This window comes from Streptomyces sp. SM18 (assembly GCF_002910775.2).
GTDB classification, from domain to species: Bacteria; Actinomycetota; Actinomycetes; order Streptomycetales; family Streptomycetaceae; genus Streptomyces; species Streptomyces halstedii.
Genome location: NZ_CP029342.1, coordinates 6,829,332 through 6,849,711, shown reverse-complemented (window position 1 = coordinate 6,849,711; position 20,380 = coordinate 6,829,332). Strand labels below are relative to the sequence as shown.

The following is a 20,380-nucleotide window of genomic DNA, read 5'->3' as shown; positions in this document are numbered from 1 at the left end:
CTGTCGCCGGATCCAGGACAGGGGGCCGAAGGGCACGGCCGGATACCGGACAGCAGGCCACAGGCCACTGCCGTAGACCGAGCCGCTGCCGGGGAGTCGAAGGCTGCGAACAGGGGACAGCCCGGAGCCGCTCCCGTGAGGGAGCGGCTCCGGGCCGTGGGGACGCGCGCCGCGCGGCGGACGGGGGATCCGCGCGAGGGGCGCGCTCAGGGTGCGGGCAACTGCCGGGCGCCACCGCCACGACGGCGGGGGCCGCGACGGCGCCGGTCCGGGTCGAACAGCTGGGCGGCCGCTCCGGCCACCACGAGGCCCGCGGCGATCAGCAGTCCGTCACCGATGGCGATACCGACCCCGAGCGCGCCGAGTCCGACGACGAGCCAGAGCCAGAGGTGGCCGTTGCGGCGCCGGCGCGGGGCGCGGGGGGTCTCGGGGGCCGTGGCTCCGGGGCCGGCCGGGCTCTCCCGGTCGGGCAGGTCCTCGTGAGCGCGCAGCCTCTCGTCCTGGTAGGTCATGTGCCTCTCCCTCCCTCTGGGAACCGCCGGGGCCACCGGACTGTCCATGCTCCTCCGAAGGCCCCGTCCCCGACCATCGGTGCCAGCACCCATATACCGGGGTGCCGACCATGCAGACGGGCGCACCGGTGGACCCGGCGGGGCGGAGACGCTCGCACCGGCCATAGTGGAGGCAGCCGTCTGCCCGCACAACCATGAACCGCACAACCATGAAGGAGACACCGCGGCCTTGTCCCTGTTCTGGCGAATCTTCCTGCTCAACGCCGCGGTCCTGGTCGCGGCGGGTGCCCTGCTCCTGCTCGGCCCGATCACCGTGTCGGCCCCGGTGGTTCTGACCGAGGCCCTGATCCTGGCGGGTGGCATCACCGCGATGCTGGGTGCCAACGCCATGCTGCTGAGGCTCGGGCTCGCACCGCTCCAGCGGGTCACCCGGGCGATGACGACCACCGACCTCCTGAGCCCCCGCCCGCGCCCCGAGGTCGCCGGGCACGGGGAGATCGCGGATCTGATCGAGACGTTCAACAGCATGCTCGACCGGCTGGAGGCGGAGCGCGCGGCCAGCAGCGCCCGCGCGTTGTGGGCGCAGGAGGCCGAACGCCGCCGGGTCGCGCAGGAACTGCACGACGAGGTCGGCCAGACGCTGACGGCGGTGCTCCTCGAACTCAAGCGCGTGACCGGACATGCCCCGGAGCCGCTGCGGGAGGAACTGGCCCATGTGCAGGAGATCACCCGGGGCAGCCTGGACGAGATCCGCCGGATCGCCCGCCGGCTGCGTCCCGGGGTGCTGGAGGAACTGGGGCTGGTCAGCGCCCTGACGGCCCTGACGACCGAGACGCCGACCCCCAACAGGCTCACGGTCAGGCGGCACATGGAGAAGGACCTTCCCGAACTCGGCCAGGAGGCCGAGCTGGTCGTCTACCGCATCGCCCAGGAATGCCTCACCAACACCGTGCGGCACGCCGGGGCGACGCTGCTCGAACTCTCCCTGCGCCGTAGCCCCTGCGGCGTGGAGCTGCGCATCCGTGACAACGGCCGCGGTCTCGGGGACGCCCCCGAGGGCGCGGGCCTGCGCGGCATGCGTGAACGCGCCCTGCTCATCGGGGCAGGGCTCACCTTCGGTACCCCTCCCGGGGGCGGCACGGACGTACGCCTCGACGTGCCCGTACCGGACCTCGACACAGCCGCAGCGGCACCGGACCACGACGTGGACGTACAGAACGGAAGCGCCTGATCATGCCTCACACCCCGACCACCGAACCCGCCGGGAAGACCCGCATCCTGCTCGCCGACGACCACGCCCTGGTCCGCCGGGGCGTGCGGCTCATCCTCGACGGCGAACCGGATCTACAGGTCGTCGCCGAGGCGGGTGACGGGGCCGAGGCCATCGAGAAGGCCCGCTCCACCCGGCCCGACCTGGCGGTACTCGACATCGCCATGCCGCGCCTGACAGGCCTCCAGGCCGCCCGGGAGCTGTCCCGGACGATGCCTGAGCTGCGCATACTGATGCTGACCATGTACGACAACGAGCAGTACTTCTTCGAGGCGCTGAAGGTGGGCGCCTCGGGGTTCGTCCTGAAGTCGGTGGCCGACCGGGACCTCGTGGAGGCGTGCCGGGCGGCGATGCGCGACGAGCCGTTCCTCTACCCGGGCGCGGTCACCGCCCTCATCCGGAACTATCTGGACCGGGTCAGGGACGGCGGCGACGTCCCCGCGCGGGCCATCACCGAACGTGAGGAGGAGATCCTCAAGCTGGTCGCCGAGGGCCACTCGTCCAAGGAGATCGCGGGCATGCTCGTGATCAGCGTCAAGACGGTGGAGCGGCACCGGGCCAACCTGCTCCAGAAGCTCGGACTCAGGGACCGCCTGGAGCTGACCCGGTACGCGATCCGGGCCGGGCTGATCGAGCCGTGACGGGCACGAGCGGGGCCGTGAAGGGCGCGGGACCAGGCCGTGACGGGCGCGGGTGGGGCCGTGAAGGACGCGGGCGGGGCCGTCCGCGTCATGAACAGGCTGTGCGTTTCATACGATTCTCACCGAGTGCGCTTACGGTTCTCCCGTGACCCAGACGACCCCGCCCGGATGGCATCCAGACCCCGGGCACTCAGGAATCGGCCCCGTCCAGGAACGCTGGTGGGACGGGAGCCGGTGGACGGACCAGCTCCGCATACCGCCCGCGACCGTCCGGCGCCGCCGGATACGCGTCGGCGCCGGCATCACCGCCGGTGTCGTCCTGCTCGCCGCCGTCGGCGGCGGCGCGTATCTGCTGGGAGTCGGCAACTCCGGTGACGGACACAGCACTTCGACCGCGGAATCGGCTCCCTCCGACACGCCGGGCGGCCCGGACGCGCCGGACGGCGGCCGGGGCGGGGGTGGCCAGGACGGCGACGGGCGGAGCCGGGAAATGCCGGGGAGCGAGGACGGGTACGCCACCGACCTCGCCAGCGGCATCAGCATCCCGGTACCCGACGGCTGGACCGGGCAGTCGGGCGCGATCGGCGCCGGGGTGACGACCGGCGAGTACGCCTGCCCCGGTGACGAGAGCCAGAGTTGTGTCCTGGGCGGGGTATTCTCCGCACCGGCCCAGGCCCTTGAGGTCACCGCGACCACGTCCAAGGCCGCGGCCCAGGAGGACATCAAGACCAACGCCGAGCAGTCGTACGGCGAGAAGATCTACGGCGGGATCACCTCGCACGAGCAACTGAAGTCCGAGGCGGTCACCGTGGCCGGCCAGGACGGCTACCGGGTGCGCTGGAAGGTGGTGACGAAGAAGGGCGACGACGGGTACGTCGAGTCGCTCGCCTTCCCCTCCCCCAACTCCCCGGACTCGCTGATCGTGATCCGCTCCGGGTTCGACATCAACGACAAGGCGCCGAAGCTCTCCGTACTGGACGACATCACCAAGGGTGTCAAGAAGGCGACGGGCCTGGGATCGGGATCGGGCTCGGGCCGGGGCGCCTGAGCCGAGGCGTCCGGGCCGGAACACGGACACCGTGGCGGCCGTACCGGGAAAGTCCGGTACGGCCGACGGTGCGTGCGCCGCAGATCCAGCGGTCCACCGGTGCGTCGCCGACCCGCCGGCCGGAAGCCCGGCCGGCGGTGGAGCGAGCCGGGCCGGGCCCGACTCGAAAGGATCAGGCCACCGGTACCGGGAAGGTCGGGTACTCCACGCCCGAGACGTGCTGGACGACCCGGATGACCTGGCAGGAGTAGCCGAACTCGTTGTCGTACCAGAGGTAGAGGATCGCGTCGTCGCCCTCCACCTTGGTGGCGCCCGCGTCGACGATCGAGGCGTGGCGCGAGCCGATGAAGTCGCTGGAGACCGCGTCGGGGGCGTTGGTGAAGTCGATCTGCCGCTTGAGCGGCGAGGTCAGCGACACGTTCCGCAGGTACTCCAGGACCTCTTCGCGGGTGGTCTCGCGCGCGAGCCGCAGGCTCAGGATCGCGATCGAGACGTCCGGCACCGGCACCCGGATCGAGCTGCCGGTGATCCGCGCGTCGAGGTCGGGCAGCGCCTTGGCGACGGCGGAGGCGGCACCGGTCTCGGTGATGACCATGTTGAGCGGCGCGGAGCGGCCCCGGCGGTCGGACTTGTGGTAGTTGTCCAGCAGGTTCTGGTCGTTGGTGAACGAGTGGACGGTCTCCACGTGGCCGCGCAGCACGCCGTACTCGTCCGCCATCGCCTTCAGCGGCGGGACGATCGCGTTGGTGGTGCAGGACGCACAGGAGAGGATCTGCTCGTCCGGCTTGATCGTCTCGTGGTTGACCCCGTGGACGACGTTGAGGACGTCCCCCTTGCCGGGCGCGGTCAGGACGACCTTGTCGATACCGGGGCGCAGGTGCTGGGAGAGCCCGGCGCGGTCGCGCCAGCGGCCCGTGTTGTCGATGAGGATGGCGTCCTTGATGCCGTACGCCGTGTAGTCGATGTCCGAGGGGTCGTCGGCGTAGATCATCTTGATCTCGTTGCCGTTGGCGACGATCATGCCGCGCTCGTCGTCGACGGTGATCGTGCCCTGGAACTGGCCGTGGATGGAGTCGCGGCGCAGCAGCGAGGCGCGCTTGACGATGTCCTGGGCCCCGCCCTTGCGGACGACGATGGCGCGGAGCCGCAGCCCGTTCCCGGAGCCGGCCTTCTCGATGAGCAGGCGCGCCAGGAGGCGGCCGATGCGGCCGAAACCGTACAGCACCACGTCGCGGGCCTCACGGCGCTCGATCTTGTTGTCCCCGGTGGCGCCCGCGACGGCTTCGGCGGTGAACTCCTCGACCGTCAGGCCGTGTCCGTCGCAGCGGTAGGTCGCGGCGAGCATGCCGATGTCGATCTGGGAGGGGCCGAGATCCAGGGCGGTCAGCGCCTTCAGGAACGGCAGCGTCTCGGTCACCGAGAGCTCTTCCCCGGCTATCTGCCGGGCGAACCGGTGGGTCTTGAGGATGCTCACCACCGACTTGTTCACCAGGGAGCGGCTGTGCAGCAGGATCGTCACATCCCGCTCGCGGTGGAGGTTCCCGATGAGGGGAATCATCGACTCCGCGATCTCTTCGCGGTTCTTCCAGTCGGTGAACGAGTCGTCATTGACAGTCACAGGAATCTCTTTCGAGCTAGGCAGCGCTCATATGCTAACCCGCCGAAAATTTGATCGTTCAGAGGGGCGCCATGGGGGCCACAAGCCGCCCGCCACGGCGATCCGGGCGCACCAGGACCGGCGCGGGCGCCCGTACTCCGGAGGCGGTTTGACCCTCACCCCACGTCAGGCGCGACCCTGACTCCACGGCAAGGAAACGGAGGGGCGGGCGGGACATGGACTACTCGGTGGGTCAGGTGGCGGCTTTCGCCGGGGTGAGCGTGCGCACGCTGCACCACTACGACAAGGCGGGGCTGCTCTCCCCCGGCGGCCGCAGTGACAGCGGCTACCGCCTCTACGGCGACGCGGACCTGGCCCGGCTCCAGCAGATCCTCTTCTACCGCGAACTGGGCTTCCCCCTCGACGAGATCGCGGCGGTGCTCGACGGTCCGCGGCGGGAGGCCCTGGAGCGTCTGCGGGCACGGCAGCGCGCGCTGCACGAGGAGATCGCCAGGCTCCGGCACCTGGCCGACGTGGCGGAACGGGCCCTCGCGCTCCAGCGGACCGGTGTGCCCATGACGGCCGAGGAACGCTCCGAGGTCTTCGGGGAGATCACCTTCGACCTCAGTTACGCCACCGAGGCCCAGCTGAAGTGGGGGCACTCCGCGACGCACGGCGAGGCCATGGCCCGCGCGTCCCGCCACACGAAGGAGGACTGGCGCCGCCTCATGGCCGAGGCCGCCGACTGGCGCGCGGACCTGCTCGCGGCCTTCGGCGCCGGGGAGCCCGCCGACGGTGAACGCGCCATGGACCTCGCCGAGGCCCACCGCGCCCATCTCGCCCGCTGGTTCACCCCGTGCCCGCCCGAGGTGCACCGGCGCGTCGCCGACGACTTCGCCGCGGATCCGCGTGCCTTCGCCCTCGTCGTACCGGCGTCCGAGCAGAGCCCCGGGCTCGCCGCCTATCTGCGGGACGCCGTCCATGCCAACGCGGCCCGCACGGACCGCGCCTCCACCGAGAAGGACGAACGATGAGGATCATGATCGCCACCGCCGGTTCGCGTGGTGACGTCGCGCCCTACACCGGGCTCGGAGTGGCCCTGCGCGGCGCCGGGTACGACGTGGCCCTGGCCGCGACGGACACGTTCGAGCCCCTGGTCCGCCGCGCCGGGCTGGAGTTCCGAAGGCTCCCCGCGGACACCCGGAGCCACTCCGGCGTCCGGAGCAACCGCGAGATGCTGCGGGCGGCGGGCGCCTTCACCACCGAACTGGGCCAGGGGTTCGCCGACGCGGCGGCGGTGGGCACCGATCTGCTGCTGCTGTCCGCCACCACCGCCCCGCTCGGCTGGCACGTCTGCGAGGCCACCGGCACGCCCTCCCTCGGGGTGTACCTCCAGCCCACGGCGCCGACCGGCCACTTCCCGCCGGTGGTCACCGGCACCCGGTCACTGGGCAGGCTCGGCAACCGTACGGCCGGACGCCTCGCGCTGCGCATGGCCGACCGGGTCTACGAGGACGCGGTCACCCGGCTGCGCGCACGGCTCTCGCTGCCCCCGCTGCGCGCTTCCGCGATGCGCGCACGGCGGGAACGGGCGGGCTGGCCCGTCCTGCACGGCTTCAGCACCGCCCTCGCCCCGCGTCCCTCCGACTGGCGCCCCGGACTGGAGGTCGTGGGCCCGTGGTGGCCGCACCACGACGCCGCCCTGCCGCTGCCGGCCCGGCTGGAGGACTTCCTGGGCGCGGGCCCTCGCCCCGTCCTCATCGGCTTCGGCAGCATGGCGGCCGGAGACGGCGAACGCCTGGGCGACCTCGCCGTACGGGCGCTGCGGCTGGCCGGTCTGCGCGGCATCCTCCAGTCCGGGAGCGCCGGGCTCACTGCCGCCGGGGACGACGTCCTCACCGTCGGGGACGTACCGCACGCGCTGCTGTTCCCCCGGGTGGCCGCCGTGGTCCACCACGCGGGGGCGGGCACCACGGCCGCCACCCTGCGCGCCTCGGTGCCCTCGGTCCCCGTGCCGGTGACCGCCGACCAGCCGTTCTGGGCGAGCCGCCTGGCTCGTGTGGGGGCGGCGACCGCACCGGTTCCGTTCGGATCGCTCACGGCCGGGAATCTCGCGGACGCGCTCCGGCGGGTGGTGACCGAACCGTCCTACGCGCGGGCGGCGGCCGAAGCGGCGCGGCACCTGGCGACGGAGGACGGAGCGGCCCGGACCGTCGAGGCCGTCCGGCGGCTGACGGGGGCCTGACGCCGGGCCGGGACGGAGGGGTCAGGCGGGGCCCCCGCAGGACGCGACCGGCGACGCGGGCCATCCGTACGGCGGCGGCTGGCCGGCCGGCGCGGTCCGTGGCGACCGGTCCGGTGCCGGTCAGCGGCTTCCGGTCAGTGGCTTCCGGTCAGTTCGCCGCTGAGCCGGTCGTGGATGCGGGCGCTCGGCCCGTTCAGCCCGGTGATCTCGACGGACTTGCCGCGCTGGGCGTACTTGGCCGCGACCGCGTCGAGGGCGGCGACGGAGGAGGCGTCCCAGAGGTGGGCGGCGCTCAGGTCGATGACGACCGTGTCGGGGTCGGTGGCGTACGCGAACCGGCCGACGAGGTCGTTGGACGACGCGAAGAACAGCTCACCCGTGACGGAGTAGACGACCTGCACGCCGTCCGGATCGATGACGGCGGTGACGTCGGCGAGGTGGGCGACGCGCCTGGCGAAGACGACCATGGCCGTGACGGAGCCGACGACGACACCGATCGCGAGGTTGTCGGTGGCCACCACGCAGGCGACGGTGACGAGCATGACCGCGGTCTCCCCCACCGGCATCCGCCTGAGGGTCTTCGGGGCGACGGAGTGCCAGTCGAAGGTCGCGAAGGACACCATCACCATCACGGCGACCAGCGCGGCCATCGGGATGTCGGAGACGACCGGCCCGAAGACGATGCACAGCACCATCAGGAACGCGCCCGCCAGGAAGGTGGACAGCCGGGTACGGGCGCCGGAGACCTTCACGTTGATCATCGTCTGGCCGATCATGGCGCAGCCGCCCATCCCGCCGAAGAAGCCGGTGACGATGTTGGCGATGCCCTGCCCGATCGACTCGCGGGTCTTCGAGGAGCGCGTGTCGGTGATCTCGTCGACCAGTTTCGCCGTCATCAGCGACTCCATCAGGCCGACCAGCGCCATGGCGAGCGCGTAGGGGGCCACGATCTTCAGTGTGTCCACGGTGAAGGGCACGTCCGGCAGTCCCGGCACGGGCAGGGAGGACGGCAGCTCGCCCTTGTCGCCCACGGTCGGCACGGCGATCCCGGCGGCGACCGTGATCACGGTGAGGACGACGATGGACACGAGTGGGGCGGGTACCACCGTCGTCACCTTCGGGAAGAACACCATGAGGGCGAGGCCCGCGGCGATCAGCGGGTAGACCGGCCACGGCACGTCGCGCATCTCGGGGACCTGAGCCATGAAGATCAGCACGGCGAGGGCATTGACGAAGCCGACCATCACACCGCGCGGGACGAACCGCATGAGTTTCGCGACGCCCAGCGCGCCCAGGACGATCTGGAAGACGCCTGCCAGGATCACGGCGGAGATCAGGTAACCCAGGCCGTGTTCGCGGTTGAGGGGGCCGATGACCAGGGCGACGGCGCCGGTCGCGGCGGAGATCATCGCGCGGCGGCCGCCGACGACCGACAGGGTCACCGCCATGGTGACGGAGGCGAACAGGCCGATCGCGGGATCCACCCCGGCGATCACCGAGAAGGAGATCGCCTCAGGGATGAGCGCCAGCGCGACCACCAGGCCGGCCAGCACCTCGGTACGCCAGACCGTGGGGTCGGACAGCCAGTCGGGGCGCAGGCCCCGCAGCAGCGCGGCCGGGGTCGGTGAGGACGTGGACAAGGAGAAGTACCCGTCGTGTTCGGGCACGCGCCCGGCATCACCCGGGGCGTACGGAAAGGCGACGGAAGGCCGGGACGGCCGTCCGCGGAGCCCGCGTGCCGCACGGGCGCGGTCCTGTCCCGGGCGTCGTCCGTGACGACGGCGCCCGGTGACCCGCGTACCGCACGAGGCGCGGGCAGGGCCCTGGGGCCGTCCGCGCCGGACGCGGCCCGCCTCAGGGGACAGGGGTCGAGGGCGGGCAGGCCGGGGCGCGGACGTCCTGGCCAGGCGCACGGGTCCTGCCGGCGGCCGCCGTCCCGCCGGGGGCGTCGTCGGCCCCGGCACGCCGGTGGTCGCAGTGACGGGTCCGTACCACGCCGGTGAGGGGCGGGGCGCGCACGGGCCACGACAACTCCATACTCTACCCTGACGTTAGGGTAGGGATGGTGGCGGCCGATCACGGCCCTGCGGCGGAGAGGCAGGCACCCCGTGAGCGGCGAACACATGCGGATCGGCGAGGTCGCGACACGGACCGAGCTGTCGCTGCGCACCATCCGGCACTACGAGGAGACCGGCCTCGTCATCCCCTCCGCGCGCTCCCAGGGAGGCTTCCGGCTCTACACCGAGTCCGACGTGGCCCGGCTGATGGTGATCCGCCGCATGAAGCCGCTGGGTTTCAGCCTGGACGAGATGCGCGACCTGCTGGAGGTCACCGACCGCCTCGACTCCGGCGAGGAACTGTCCGGGGACGAGCACGAAGCACTGCTGGAACGCGTCCACGCGTACGAACGGGCCGCCGCCGACCAGATGGAGAAGCTCCGCGTCCAACTGGCACGGGCCGAGGAGTTCACCGCCGCGCTCCGCGCACGCCTCACGCGCGACCCCGCCCCCTGAGCACTCACGCGACACGACCGGAACCGCCGCCGGACACCTCCACCCCGCACCCCTTTGTCCGGACCGGTGGTCAACTGACCCCCAGCCGGGGCCGGTTCGAGCACCGGCACGCCGTGCGCCGCGGCCGTTCCACCCGCGTCGAGAGCCTTGCCAGCCCCATACGGACCACCCTATCCTCAGCTTAAGAAAGCGCTTTCTGAACGCACCACCCCGCACCGGTGAAGGCGAAGTCACACCACCCCCCGCGACTTCGCGCACGAGCCGCCACCGATCCGGCACGGGGCAGCACCCAGGACGCCGACACGCCATGGAGCCGAGCGCGAACGCCATGGTGACGGGGCGTCATGCCGTCCCTCGCGGCCACCGCCCGGCAGGGCGACGGCCGGACGGGACGGACGGAACACGGCCACGGCGGCAACCGCGGCCGGGCGCCGGCGAGCCCGCAGGGGTCGAGCCGTAGCCGTACGCCCGACCCGACCGCACCGAGGAGCACACACCAGCACAGGCCGGAAGCCGCCCGGCACCACGTCGGCGGCCCGCGCCTCTCAATGTCATGCCCATGACTACGTCGGTCCCGCACGCCCCCCACACGTACGGCGGTCCCGTGCGCGACGACGGACAAGGAGACGAACATGAGGAGACCAGTCGCACTGCGACTCAGCGCGGCCGGGGCCACGATGGCCCTCGCCGCCGCCACCGGCGTACTGGTGGCCATGCCCGAGGCGTCGGCGGCCACGAGCGGCGCCACCGGCTACGCGACCCAGAACGGCGGAACCACCGGAGGCGCCGGCGGGCAGACCGTACGGGCCACCACGGGGACCGCGATCCACCAGGCCCTGTGCGGACGAGCCAGCAGCAGCACCCCGATCACCATCCAGGTGGAGGGGACGATCAACCACGGCAACACCGAGAAGGTGTCGGGCGGCAGTTGCAACACCGCCGCCGGAGTCATCGAGCTGAAGCAGATCAGCAACGTCACCATCGTCGGCGTGGGCGGCGGCGCCGTCTTCGACCAAGTGGGCATCCACGTCCGCGAGTCCAGCAACATCATCATCCAGAACGTCACCGTCAAGAACGTCAAGAAGTCCGGCTCGCCCACCTCCAACGGCGGTGACGCCATCGGCATGGAGAAGGACGTCCGCAACGTCTGGGTGGACCACACCACCCTGGAGGCCTCGGGCGGCGAGTCGGAGGGCTTCGACGGCCTCTTCGACCTGAAGAACAACACCCAGTACGTGACCCTGTCCTACAGCGTCCTGCGCAACTCCGGCCGCGGCGGCCTGGTCGGATCCAGCGAGAGCGATCTGTCGAACACCTTCATCACCTACCACCACAACCTGTACGAGAACATCGACTCCCGCGCGCCCCTGCTGCGCGGCGGCGTCGCCCACATCTACAACAACCACTACGTGGGGCTCAGCAAGTCGGGGATCAACTCCCGTGCCGGGGCCCGCGCCAAGGTGGACAACAACTACTTCGAGGACTCCAAGGACGTCCTGGGCACCTTCTACACCGACGCGGCCGGCTACTGGCAGGTCAGCGGCAACGTCTTCGACAACGTGACCTGGTCCAGTCCGGGCACCGACAACAAGCCGGCCGGGCCGAACCCGCAGTCCAACACCTCGGTCAGCGTGCCCTACTCGTACACCCTGGACGGGGCCAACTGCGTTCCCTCCGTGGTGCGTTCGACGGCAGGCGCCGGCAAGGGCCTGAAGGTGTCGGACGGCAGCTGCTCGCCGCAGACGCCGGACCCGACCGACCCGACACCGGACCCGACCGACCCCAACCCGCCGGGCGGGACCAACCTCAGCATCGGCGCGGGCTCGGACGGTTCCAGCAAGGCCTCCGGGACGAGCTACGGGGACGTACGCGACGGTGACATGAGCACGTACTGGTCGCCGTCCGGCTCGACCGGTTCCATCTCCGTCAAGTGGAGCGCCGCCACCAGCGTCTCCAAGATCAACATCAGGGAGGCCGCCGGCTCCGTGGGCGCGATCGGCTCCTGGAAGGTCAGCAACGCCGACACCGGCGCGGTCCTGACCTCCGGCAGCGGGGCGGGCGTCATCACCTTCCCCAAGACCTCACTGCGGAAGATCACGTTCGAGATCACCAGCTCGACGGGCACCCCGAAGGTGGCCGAGTACGAGACCTACGCCGGCTGACCACACGGTCCCGCCGGCACCCCCGGCGGGACCGCACCCGTGGAAGCCGTTCACGGGGCGGGCGGTCCGCGTCAGACCCGGCGCCCCTCGGCAGAGGCGAAGCCCAGCCAGGTGTGCCGGTTGCCCGCCCAACACCACCCGACCTTGGGGGCGTCGCGGCGCTCGCGGCCGTCCCGCCCGGTGCCGTTGCTGATCCAGACCGCCGGAGTACGGGCGTCCAGGGCGCCGTTGGACTTGCGCAGCCGCGAACCGATGGTCATGAAGCAGTGGTTGCGATCCAGAACGGCGGGCTGCTGGAGGACCCAGTGCATGCCCTCGGTGAGCAGCAGCGGGGTGCGGGCCCGCGCGGTGAGGGCGGGCAGCGCCTCGTCGGGACTCCAGTTCGCCATCCGGTCGCCGCGCTCCAGGCCGGTGAGGAGGTAGAGGGGCGCGTCGGGCATCGCGAGCGTGTCGAGCGGGGCGAAGAGATCGACGTCGTGCATGTCGGTGACGACGAAGCCCGGCCTGCCGTCACGGAGGAGCAGCGGTGCGAGGGCGGAGGCCGGGGCTCGGTCCGGGTGGACGGCGAGCAGGGCACCCTCGGCGCCTCCGGCGCTCTCGGCGGCCTCGGCGAAGGCACGCAGTTCAGCGGCGGCGAGCCCCGCGATCCGGTGCACGCCCCGCTCGATCAGACGCTCGGCCTGCGCGCCCAGGGGCGGGGCCGACGGAAGAACGGTGGGGGTGACGGGCTGGGTTGTGGTCACGACGCTCCCAGGGCAGCTACGGAGACGGACCCCGGGTGAACGAGCCCGCCCGCCGCATGGTTCCCCACCCATAGCGGTACCCCCGGTAAAAACCACCTCAGGATGGACTTAGGGTAGGCATACCTAACCAGCCCTCACCCGGAGGTGGCCATGCCCCCTGCCGTCCTTCCCCCGCACCCGGCGTCCCCGCCCAGCCGACGGACCGTACTGCGCGGCCTCGGTGCCGGCTCCCTCGCCCTCGGCGGGGCCGGCCTGCTGGGCGCCTGCTCGTCCCGGGACGCCCAGGACACCGGGGCGAAGTCCCCGGAGGCCGGGTTCACCATCACCGACCAGCGCGGCAAGAAGATCTCCTTCGACGGACCGGTCACACGCATCGCGACCGCGATCATCCCGTCCCCCTCGATGCTCGCCGCCGTCGACGGCGGCTACGACCGCATCGTCGGCATCAACGAGTCCACGCTCACCGCCAACCGCCAGGGCGTCTTCGGCACCCTCTTCCCCGCCTCGAAGACGACCACGACCATCGCGGGCGCGGACTTCGTCCCCAACGTCGAGACGATCATGAAGCTGGCCCCCGATGTGGTCCTGCAGTGGGGCGACATGGGGGACGAGGTGATCGCCCCACTGGAGAGCGCGGGCCTGAAGGTCATCGGACTCACCTACGGCACCCAGGAGATGATGGAGACCTGGATCACGATCTTCGGAACCCTCCTCGGCAAGAGTGAGCGCGCCACCGCACTGCTGGACCGGATGCACGACGAGGACACGAAGGTGCGCGCGCTCGTCGATCCGTACCGCAAGGCCGCCGCGCCGAAGGTCCTGTACCTCAAGGCGGCCTCCGACGGATACACGACCGCGACCGGCTCCGACTACATGACCCACTGGACCGAACTCGCCGGTGGCGTCAACGTCGCCCATGACATAGCGGCCGACTCCCCGCAGGTCTCCACCGAGCAGATCCTCTCCTGGGACCCGGACGTGATCCTGCTGTCCGCCTTCGACGACAAGGCACCCGCCGACCTCTTCGGGGACAAGGCGCTCTCCCCCGTACGCGCCGTACGCGACCGCCGTGTCTACAAGGTGCCGCTCGGCGGCTACCGCTGGGACCCGCCCTGCTGCGAGTCCCCGCTGATGTGGCGCTGGACGGCCCAGATCCTCCACCCGGAGATCGCCTCGCGCAACGGACTGCGCGCACAGATCAAGGACACCTTCGACCTGCTCTACGGCTACGGCATCTCGGCGGCGCAGACCGACGAGGTGCTGCGTCTCGACCTCAACTCGAAGAGCGCGGGCTATGACGGCTTCCGCGCCTGAGGCGGGCCCGGCGGGACCGGACTCCGCACCCGCGACGGACGCGCCATCCGGCCCGGCGGGCGCGCCCGCGACGGACGCACGGCACAGCACGGAGAGCGCACCCGGAACGGGAACACCACCCAGGACGCATGGCTCCCCCAGGACGCACACACCGCCCGGTACGGAGAACGCCCCCAGGACATCCACACCGCCCGGCCCGCCGGACGCGTCCCCCTCCCCGCACCGCGTCCCCCGGCTCGTGGTACTGCTCCTGATCACCGTCGTCACCGCCCTCGCCGCCCTGGCCCTGGGCAGGTACGTCGTGCCGCCCAACGAGGTGCTGCGGCTGCTCGTCGGCCAGGTGCTCCCGCTCGACCGCACCTGGACACCCGCCGAGGAGAGCGTCGTCCTGGACGTACGTCTCCCGCGAGTGCTGCTGTCCCTCCTGGTCGGCGGCGGACTCGCGCTCGGTGGCGCGGCGTTGCAGGGCGTCTTCCGTAACCCGCTGGTCAGCCCAGACGTCATCGGGGTCTCCTCGGGCGCCTCCTTCGGCGGGGTGCTGGGGCTGCTGCTGGGCCTCGGCTCCGCCGCGGTGGTCGGCGGGGCCTTCGCCTTCGGCCTGGCCGCGCTGGTCACCGTCCTGCTGATCGGCCGGCTGAACAGTGGCAGCCCGATCCTCATGATCGTGCTCGGGGGCACCGTGACCGGGGCGTTCTTCACCGCCCTCGTCTCCTTCGTGAAGTACCTCGCCGACCCCGAGTCGCAACTCCCGTCCATCGTCTTCTGGCTGCTGGGCTCCCTGGCCACGGCCACCTACGCCAAGGCGCTCACCGCCGCCGTGCCGGTCCTGGTGGGCGCGACCGTCGTCCTCGCCCTGCGCTGGCGGCTCAACGTGCTCTCGCTCGGCGACGAGGACGCGACCGCGCTCGGGGTCCCGCCCCGTTCCACCCGGGTCCTGCTCCTGACCGCCGTCGCCCTGATGACCGCGGGCGCGGTGGCGGTGGCGGGGCTCGTCGGCTGGGTCGGTCTCGTGGTCCCGCACCTGGCACGCCTGTGGACCGGCAGCGACCACCGGGTGCAACTGCCCGCCGCCTTCCTCATCGGGGGCGCGTACCTCACCGTCATCGACACGCTCTCGCGGACCGTCACGGCCGCCGAGATGCCCCTGGGCATCCTGACCGCGGTGATCGGCGCGCCCTTCTTCGTCTTCCTGCTCGCCAGGTCCCGTAACAGGATGTGGTCCCAGTGATCCAGGCCCGTTCCCTCGGCCACCGCTACACCCGGGACACCTGGGTCTTCCGGGACGTGGACGTGACCGCCCGCGAGGGCAGGGTCCTCGCCGTGCTCGGCCCCAACGGGCGCGGCAAGACGACCCTGCTGCGGTGTCTCGCCGGCCTGCTGGCACCCTCCGAGGGCACCGTCACCACGACCACGCCGGTCGCGTACGTCCCGCAGTCGCACAGCGCGTCCTTCGGTTACTCGGTGGCCGACATGGTCCTCATGGGCCGCTCCCGGCATCTGAAGGCGTACGCCACCCCCGGCCGCCGCGACCACGAACTGACCGCCCAGGCCCTCGACCGGGTCGGGATCACGCACATGGCCAGGCGCTCGTACGCCGAACTCTCCGGCGGCGAGCAGCAGATGGTGCTCATCGCCCGCGCGCTGGCGTCGCAGTGCCGGGTCATGGTGCTCGACGAGCCGGTGTCGGCCCTGGACCTGCGCAACCAGGCCAGGGTGCTGACCCTGCTCCAGGAGCTGACCGCGTCCGGCATGGGCATCGCGCTGACGACCCATCACCCGGACCACGCCCTGCACCTGGCCGACGACGCCCTTCTCGTCCTGGGGCCCGAGGACGTCCGTACCGGGCCCGCGGCCGAACTGCTCGACGCCGACGCGCTCGGCGAGCTGTACGGCCTGCCGGTCACCACCTGCTCCGTACGGGGGCCGCGCGGGCCGCGCACGGTCGTCGTCCCCGACCTGGGGCCCACCCGGGACGCCCCGCGACCGGCCGAGGAGGCCGCCTGATGTCCGACTTCCCCGCCGATGGCCGTGCGGCCGACGCCCTGGCCGCGGGCCCGGTCCGTTACGTGACCATGGGCCCCTCCCCCACGGTGGACACCGTCCCGGGGCGCCCGGTGCCCACGGTCGATCTGTACGACCTGGACCGGGCGCTCGACGAAGGCGTCAGGGGGCTGATGTTCTCCCTCAACTGCGACCAGGTGCACCTGGAGCGGCGACGGGCGGCCCTGGAGGACTTCGTACGCTGCGGGGGCCGGGTCCTCGTCAACGGCCATGTGCACCTGCCCTTCCTGCCCGGTCTCGCCCCCTGGCGTGCCATCGACCACCACGGTCCCGAGGACCTGCGTGTCACTCCGGTGACGGCGCATCGCATCTGGGAGGGGGCGGACTTCCACGAACTGCTCTTCCGTACGGGCGTCCCCGGCACGCCCGTCGGCGACGAACTCGCCCGGGTCGGTGTCGCCGGCTTCTACGGGCGCGGCTATCACGCGCACGTCCCCGAAGGGGGCACCGTCCTCAACGGGATCGGCCCGCACCTGCTCCCCCTGGACATCGTCTTCCCGCTGGGCGAGGGGGCGGTACTCGCCCACGCGGGCAACGACCTGCTCGGCTTCAGCGACCCGGAGCGCTCCACGCGGAGTCTCGGTCCCCGTCTCCTCGACTGGCTGGAGGGCTCGGCCTCATGAACCTCGGATTCCTGCACGGCGGCTCCTTCCATCAGCTCGCCGCCCTCCGCGACCCGGCGGTCCGGGCCTGGCGTCCCCGGGAGATCTACCTCCCCGAGGCGCGGGAGGCCGATTTCGACGGCCTGGACACCCTGGTGGTGTCCGACCGGCTCCATCCGGTCCTGCTCACGCGGGCGGCCCCCGCGCTGCTGCGCGTCGCGCACGCGGGCGGCACGGTCGTGGTCCTCGGCGAGAACACACTCACCGGCTGGCTGCCCGGCCTGCGCGGTTCGCTGCCCGCCGAGACGAACTTCTGGTGGTGGCGCACCGGTGAGGACAGCGGTGTACGCCGGAACCACGAGGACCACGAGGCGTGGGAGTTCCTCTCCACCCGGTCGGTACGCTGGCACTACCACGGGCTCCTGGAGCCCCCGGAGGGCGCGACGGCCCTCGTCCACACGGTCAGGGAGCGCGAGGGCGACCCGGAGCGCGCGCAGGTGCTTCTCTACGAGGACCGGGTCTCGACCGCGGGCAGGCTGATCGTGACCACGATGGATCCGGTCTACCACCACGGCTCACGCTTCATGCCCGGCGCCACCGAACTGCTGTACGGGCTGCTGCGGTGGACCGGTACGGCGGTCGGCCGCGTCCCGGGACGCGGGCCCGCACCGTCAGGCTCGGAGCACGGACCGGCGCGGTGAGCACGGCGGCCTGTCCCGGCGCGGCGGCGTTCGTCGCGCTCCGTCCTCACACGGTCACCGGGGCTCCGGACGGGGCACGGACGACGGTGTGGGGGTGGTGGTCGTCAGCGGGCGGTGACCACGGCCGGCAGTGCCGCGAGGGCTGCGGCGATTTTGCCGGGTCCGAGTCCGCCGCCCTGGGCGACGTCCGCCGAGCCGCCGCCGCGGCCGCCGAGGAGCCGCTTCACCACCTGGGAAGCGTGCAGCCCCGCTTCTCGTGCCGCGTCGTTGAGGGCGAGGACGAGAGCGCCGTCTTCCGTGCCCACCGCGACCGTGCCGGGGACGCCGCCGGGCAGTCGGTCGCGGACGGCGAGGGCCAGTGCGCGAGCCTCCGGGACGCCGCCGTCCACCGTGGTGGTGACGATCCGGACTCCGTTCGCGTCGCCCGCCCTTTCGGCGAGCTCGACGGCGCGTGCGGTGGTGGCCCGCTGCTTGAGGCGTGCGTTCTCCCGGTCGGCGGCCTTCAGCCGGTCCAGGAGACCGGCGACACGGTCGGGCAGTTCGGCACGCGGGGCACCCAGTTGCCCGGCGATCCGGGACACCAGGTCCCGTTCGCGGGCCAGGTAGCCGAAGCCCTCGATACCCACGGCCGCTTCGAGGCGGCGCATGCCCGCGCCGACCGAGCCCTCGGAGGTGAGCGCGACCGTTCCGACCTGCGCGGAGTGTTCCACGTGGGTGCCGCCGCACAGTTCCCGGGACCAGGCTCCGCCGATCTCCACGACGCGCACCTTCTCCCCGTACGTCTCGTCGAAGAGGGCGAGCGCACCGAGTTCCTTCGCCTCGGGCAGGGTCATCCACCGCACGCCGACCGGCAGGTCGCGGCGCAGGGCACGGTTGGCGGCCTCCTCGATCTCGCTGCGGACGGTCGCGGACAGGGCGCCGCGCCAGGGGAAGTCGAGGCGTAGGTAGCCGGGCCGGTTGTAGGAGCCGGCCTGGAGGGCGGTGGGGCCGAGGACCTGGCGCAGAGCGGCGTGCAGCACGTGGGTGCCGGAGTGGGCCTGTCGTGCACCGAGCCGCCACTCGGCGTCGACGGCGGCGTGCACGGTGTCGTCGGGCGCGAGTTCGCCCGCGGTGACACGGACCTGGTGGGCGACGAGGCCGGGCAGCGGGCGCTGGACGTCGAGCACCTCGGCCTCGACCGAGCTGCCGGACAGGAGCCCCGCGTCGCTGTCCTGACCGCCGGACTCCGCGTAGAACGGCGTGCGGTCCAGGACGACGGTGACGACATCACCGGTACCGGCCACCGGCACCGGTCCGGCCGGGCCGAGCAGCGCGAGGACGCGGGATGTGGTCTCCAGGGTGTCCCACGCCCGCCAGTCGGTGGGCCCGTGCGCGTCGAGGACGGCGCGCAGGGCGGTGGTGTCCACCGCGCCGCCGGCCTTACGGGCGCGGGCATCGGCACGGGCCCGCTCCCGCTGTTCGTTCATCAGGGCGGTGAAGCCTTCACGGTCCACCTCGACGCCGTGCTCGGCGGCCATCTCCAGGGTGAGGTCGATGGGGAAGCCGTAGGTGTCGTGCAGCAGGAACGCCTGCGCGCCGGGCAGCGACCGGCCCCCGTCGGCCCTGATCCGGGCCACCGCGGTGTCCAGGACGGTGGTGCCCTGTCGGAGGGTGGAACGGAAGGCGTCCTCCTCGGCTCCGGCCTGACCGGCGATCCGCGTGAACGCTTCCGCGACCTCCGGATAGCTCGGCGCCATGCGGTCGCGCGCCACCGGCAGCAGTTCGGCCAGCACCGGGTCCTCGTATCCCAGCAGCCTCATGGAGCGGACGGCGCGGCGCAGGATCCGGCGCAGCACGTAACCGCGGCCCTCGTTGCCCGGGGCGGTGCCGTCGGCGAGAAGCATCAGGGCGGTGCGCACATGGTCCGCGACGACCCGCAGCCGTACGTCGGCCTCCGGGTCCGCACCGTAACGGACCTGGGCCAGGTCGGCGGCGCGCTGGAGGACGGGGCGGGTCTCGTCGGTCTCGTAGAGGTTGTCCACGCCCTGGAGGAGCGTCGCCATACGCTCCAGGCCCATGCCGGTGTCGATGTTGCGCCGGGGCAGCTCACCGAGGATCGGGTAGCCGCTCTTGCCCGCGCCCTCACCGCGCTCGTACTGCATGAAGACCAGGTTCCAGAACTCCATGTACCGGTCCTCGTCGACCGCCGGACCGCCTTCCGGGCCGAACGCCGGACCGCGGTCGTAGTACAGCTCGGAGCAGGGACCGCACGGGCCGGGGACGCCCATGGACCAGAAGTTGTCCTCGTCGCCACGGGCCACGATCCGCTCGTCGGGCAGGCCCGCGACCCGTCGCCAGATTCCGCGCGATTCGGTGTCGGAGTGGTGGACGGTCACCCAGATCCTGTCCGGGTCCAGCCCGTACCCGCCGTCGGTCTGCGGCCTGGTGGCGAGATCCCAGGCGTAGGTGACGGCCTCTTCCTTGAAGTAGTCCCCGAAGGAGAAGTTGCCGTTCATCTGGAAGAACGAACCGTGCCGGGTGGTACGGCCGACCTCCTCGATGTCCAGGGTCCGTACGCACTTCTGCACACTGGCGGCCCGCTCCCAGGGGGCCGGCACCTCGCCGGTCAGGTACGGCTTGAAGGGGACCATGCCCGCGTTGACGAACAGCAGCGTCGGGTCCGGGGTGGGCAGCGGGGCGCTGGGGACGACGGTGTGGCCCCGTTCGGCGAAGTGCTCCAGGAATCGCTGGCGGATGTCGGCGGTACGCACAAGTGGCCCTTCGGTCGGTCGGAGCGGGCGGACGACGGCAGTGCGCGCCGGGAGCCGGGCCGAGGACCACGGACGGTGCCGGTCCCCTCGGGGGCGGGCCGAGCGACCGGGATCCGGTCCGGGCGCGAAGGCATCCGGCCTGCGGACCCCCACGGTCCCGCCTATCGCATGGAATTTGTTATTGCATTCTATAGGCAATAACACGCACACCCCGCGACCGC

General features: G+C 72.0%; 17 protein-coding genes. 12 read left to right on the top strand and 5 right to left on the bottom strand.

All coding sequences use genetic code 11. The features are described from left to right. Positions 1-206: 206 nt before the first annotated feature. Complete coding sequence (locus B9S64_RS30410; RefSeq protein ID WP_103492112.1) at positions 207-512, bottom strand: hypothetical protein; 306 nt, start codon at positions 510-512, stop codon at positions 207-209. Between the two features lie 229 nt (positions 513-741). Between B9S64_RS30410 and B9S64_RS30405 the strand changes: the two genes are divergently transcribed. From B9S64_RS30405 to B9S64_RS30395, 3 genes are all read left to right on the top strand, one after another. Next, positions 742-1,743 carry a HAMP domain-containing sensor histidine kinase gene (locus tag B9S64_RS30405; RefSeq protein WP_103492111.1) on the top strand — a complete coding sequence of 334 codons (1,002 nt, stop codon included), beginning with the start codon at positions 742-744 and terminating at the stop codon, positions 1,741-1,743. Positions 1,744-1,745: 2 nt separating this feature from the next. Then, positions 1,746-2,423: a response regulator transcription factor gene (locus B9S64_RS30400; RefSeq protein WP_030624511.1), complete on the top strand. Its 678-nt coding sequence runs from the start codon at positions 1,746-1,748 to the stop codon at positions 2,421-2,423. 145 nt (positions 2,424-2,568) lie between these two features. Further along, positions 2,569-3,471 (top strand): DUF2510 domain-containing protein, encoded by a 903-nt coding sequence (locus tag B9S64_RS30395; RefSeq protein ID WP_103492110.1) that lies wholly within the window; start codon positions 2,569-2,571, stop codon positions 3,469-3,471. Between the two features lie 172 nt (positions 3,472-3,643). On the opposite strand, the gene B9S64_RS30390 is transcribed toward B9S64_RS30395, so the two are convergent. After that, positions 3,644-5,089, bottom strand: coding sequence for a glyceraldehyde-3-phosphate dehydrogenase (locus B9S64_RS30390; RefSeq protein ID WP_103492109.1), 1,446 nt, complete (start codon positions 5,087-5,089; stop codon positions 3,644-3,646). A 215-nt stretch (positions 5,090-5,304) separates the two neighbouring features. On the opposite strand from B9S64_RS30390, the gene B9S64_RS30385 reads away from it, so the two are divergent. Both B9S64_RS30385 and B9S64_RS30380 read left to right on the top strand, forming a co-directional pair. Then, positions 5,305-6,102 carry a MerR family transcriptional regulator gene (locus B9S64_RS30385; protein ID WP_103492108.1) on the top strand — a complete coding sequence of 266 codons (798 nt, stop codon included), beginning with the start codon at positions 5,305-5,307 and terminating at the stop codon, positions 6,100-6,102. Continuing rightward, a complete protein-coding gene (locus B9S64_RS30380; RefSeq protein WP_103492107.1) occupies positions 6,099-7,313 on the top strand; it encodes a glycosyltransferase in 1,215 nt (404 codons plus the stop codon). Before B9S64_RS30385 ends, B9S64_RS30380 begins: the two co-directional genes overlap by 4 nt. A 134-nt stretch (positions 7,314-7,447) precedes the next feature. On the opposite strand, the gene B9S64_RS30375 is transcribed toward B9S64_RS30380, so the two are convergent. Beyond that, the gene (locus B9S64_RS30375) at positions 7,448-8,953 is read right to left on the bottom strand and encodes a SulP family inorganic anion transporter (RefSeq protein WP_103492181.1); all 1,506 of its coding nucleotides are present in this window, start codon (positions 8,951-8,953) and stop codon (positions 7,448-7,450) included. 468 nt (positions 8,954-9,421) lie between these two features. On the opposite strand from B9S64_RS30375, the gene B9S64_RS30370 reads away from it, so the two are divergent. Together B9S64_RS30370 and B9S64_RS30365 are read left to right on the top strand one after the other, a co-directional pair. Continuing rightward, positions 9,422-9,826 (top strand): MerR family transcriptional regulator, encoded by a 405-nt coding sequence (locus B9S64_RS30370; protein WP_103492192.1) that lies wholly within the window; start codon positions 9,422-9,424, stop codon positions 9,824-9,826. Positions 9,827-10,458: 632 nt separating this feature from the next. Continuing rightward, positions 10,459-11,988 (top strand): polysaccharide lyase family 1 protein, encoded by a 1,530-nt coding sequence (locus tag B9S64_RS30365; protein ID WP_103492193.1) that lies wholly within the window; start codon positions 10,459-10,461, stop codon positions 11,986-11,988. 71 nt (positions 11,989-12,059) lie between these two features. Here the strand turns inward: B9S64_RS30365 and B9S64_RS30360 are convergent, their stop codons facing one another. After that, positions 12,060-12,731 (bottom strand): DUF5701 family protein, encoded by a 672-nt coding sequence (locus B9S64_RS30360; RefSeq protein WP_103492194.1) that lies wholly within the window; start codon positions 12,729-12,731, stop codon positions 12,060-12,062. A gap of 150 nt (positions 12,732-12,881) precedes the next feature. On the opposite strand from B9S64_RS30360, the gene B9S64_RS30355 reads away from it, so the two are divergent. The 5 genes from B9S64_RS30355 (at position 12,882) to B9S64_RS30335 (ending at position 17,409) form a co-directional block, all read left to right on the top strand. Further along, positions 12,882-14,045 (top strand): ABC transporter substrate-binding protein, encoded by a 1,164-nt coding sequence (locus B9S64_RS30355; protein WP_103492195.1) that lies wholly within the window; start codon positions 12,882-12,884, stop codon positions 14,043-14,045. Between the two features lie 238 nt (positions 14,046-14,283). Then, positions 14,284-15,273 (top strand): iron ABC transporter permease, encoded by a 990-nt coding sequence (locus B9S64_RS30350; RefSeq protein WP_103492196.1) that lies wholly within the window; start codon positions 14,284-14,286, stop codon positions 15,271-15,273. Beyond that, the gene (locus tag B9S64_RS30345) at positions 15,270-16,049 is read left to right on the top strand and encodes an ABC transporter ATP-binding protein (protein ID WP_103492197.1); all 780 of its coding nucleotides are present in this window, start codon (positions 15,270-15,272) and stop codon (positions 16,047-16,049) included. Before B9S64_RS30350 ends, B9S64_RS30345 begins: the two co-directional genes overlap by 4 nt. Beyond that, positions 16,049-16,729 carry a hypothetical protein gene (locus B9S64_RS30340; RefSeq protein WP_258037928.1) on the top strand — a complete coding sequence of 227 codons (681 nt, stop codon included), beginning with the start codon at positions 16,049-16,051 and terminating at the stop codon, positions 16,727-16,729. The genes B9S64_RS30345 and B9S64_RS30340 overlap by 1 nt, the downstream gene beginning before the upstream one ends. Continuing rightward, positions 16,726-17,409 (top strand): hypothetical protein, encoded by a 684-nt coding sequence (locus tag B9S64_RS30335; protein ID WP_258037929.1) that lies wholly within the window; start codon positions 16,726-16,728, stop codon positions 17,407-17,409. Before B9S64_RS30340 ends, B9S64_RS30335 begins: the two co-directional genes overlap by 4 nt. 104 nt (positions 17,410-17,513) lie before the next feature. Here the strand turns inward: B9S64_RS30335 and alaS are convergent, their stop codons facing one another. Further along, the gene (gene alaS / locus B9S64_RS30330; protein WP_103492198.1) at positions 17,514-20,159 is read right to left on the bottom strand and encodes an alanine--tRNA ligase; all 2,646 of its coding nucleotides are present in this window, start codon (positions 20,157-20,159) and stop codon (positions 17,514-17,516) included. Positions 20,160-20,380: the final 221 nt, after the last annotated feature.

Bases quoted from the DNA above. Each gene is read 5' to 3' on its own strand.
- B9S64_RS30365 (WP_103492193.1), top strand. From the start codon at position 10,459: ATGAGGAGACCAGTCGCACTGCGACTCAGCGCGGCCGGGGCCACGATG.
- B9S64_RS30410 (WP_103492112.1), bottom strand. From the start codon at position 512: ATGACCTACCAGGACGAGAGGCTGCGCGCTCACGAGGACCTGCCCGAC.
- B9S64_RS30335 (WP_258037929.1), top strand. From the start codon at position 16,726: ATGAACCTCGGATTCCTGCACGGCGGCTCCTTCCATCAGCTCGCCGCC.
- B9S64_RS30380 (WP_103492107.1), top strand. From the start codon at position 6,099: ATGAGGATCATGATCGCCACCGCCGGTTCGCGTGGTGACGTCGCGCCC.
- B9S64_RS30340 (WP_258037928.1), top strand. From the start codon at position 16,049: ATGTCCGACTTCCCCGCCGATGGCCGTGCGGCCGACGCCCTGGCCGCG.
- B9S64_RS30400 (WP_030624511.1), top strand. From the start codon at position 1,746: ATGCCTCACACCCCGACCACCGAACCCGCCGGGAAGACCCGCATCCTG.
- B9S64_RS30385 (WP_103492108.1), top strand. From the start codon at position 5,305: ATGGACTACTCGGTGGGTCAGGTGGCGGCTTTCGCCGGGGTGAGCGTG.
- B9S64_RS30355 (WP_103492195.1), top strand. From the start codon at position 12,882: ATGCCCCCTGCCGTCCTTCCCCCGCACCCGGCGTCCCCGCCCAGCCGA.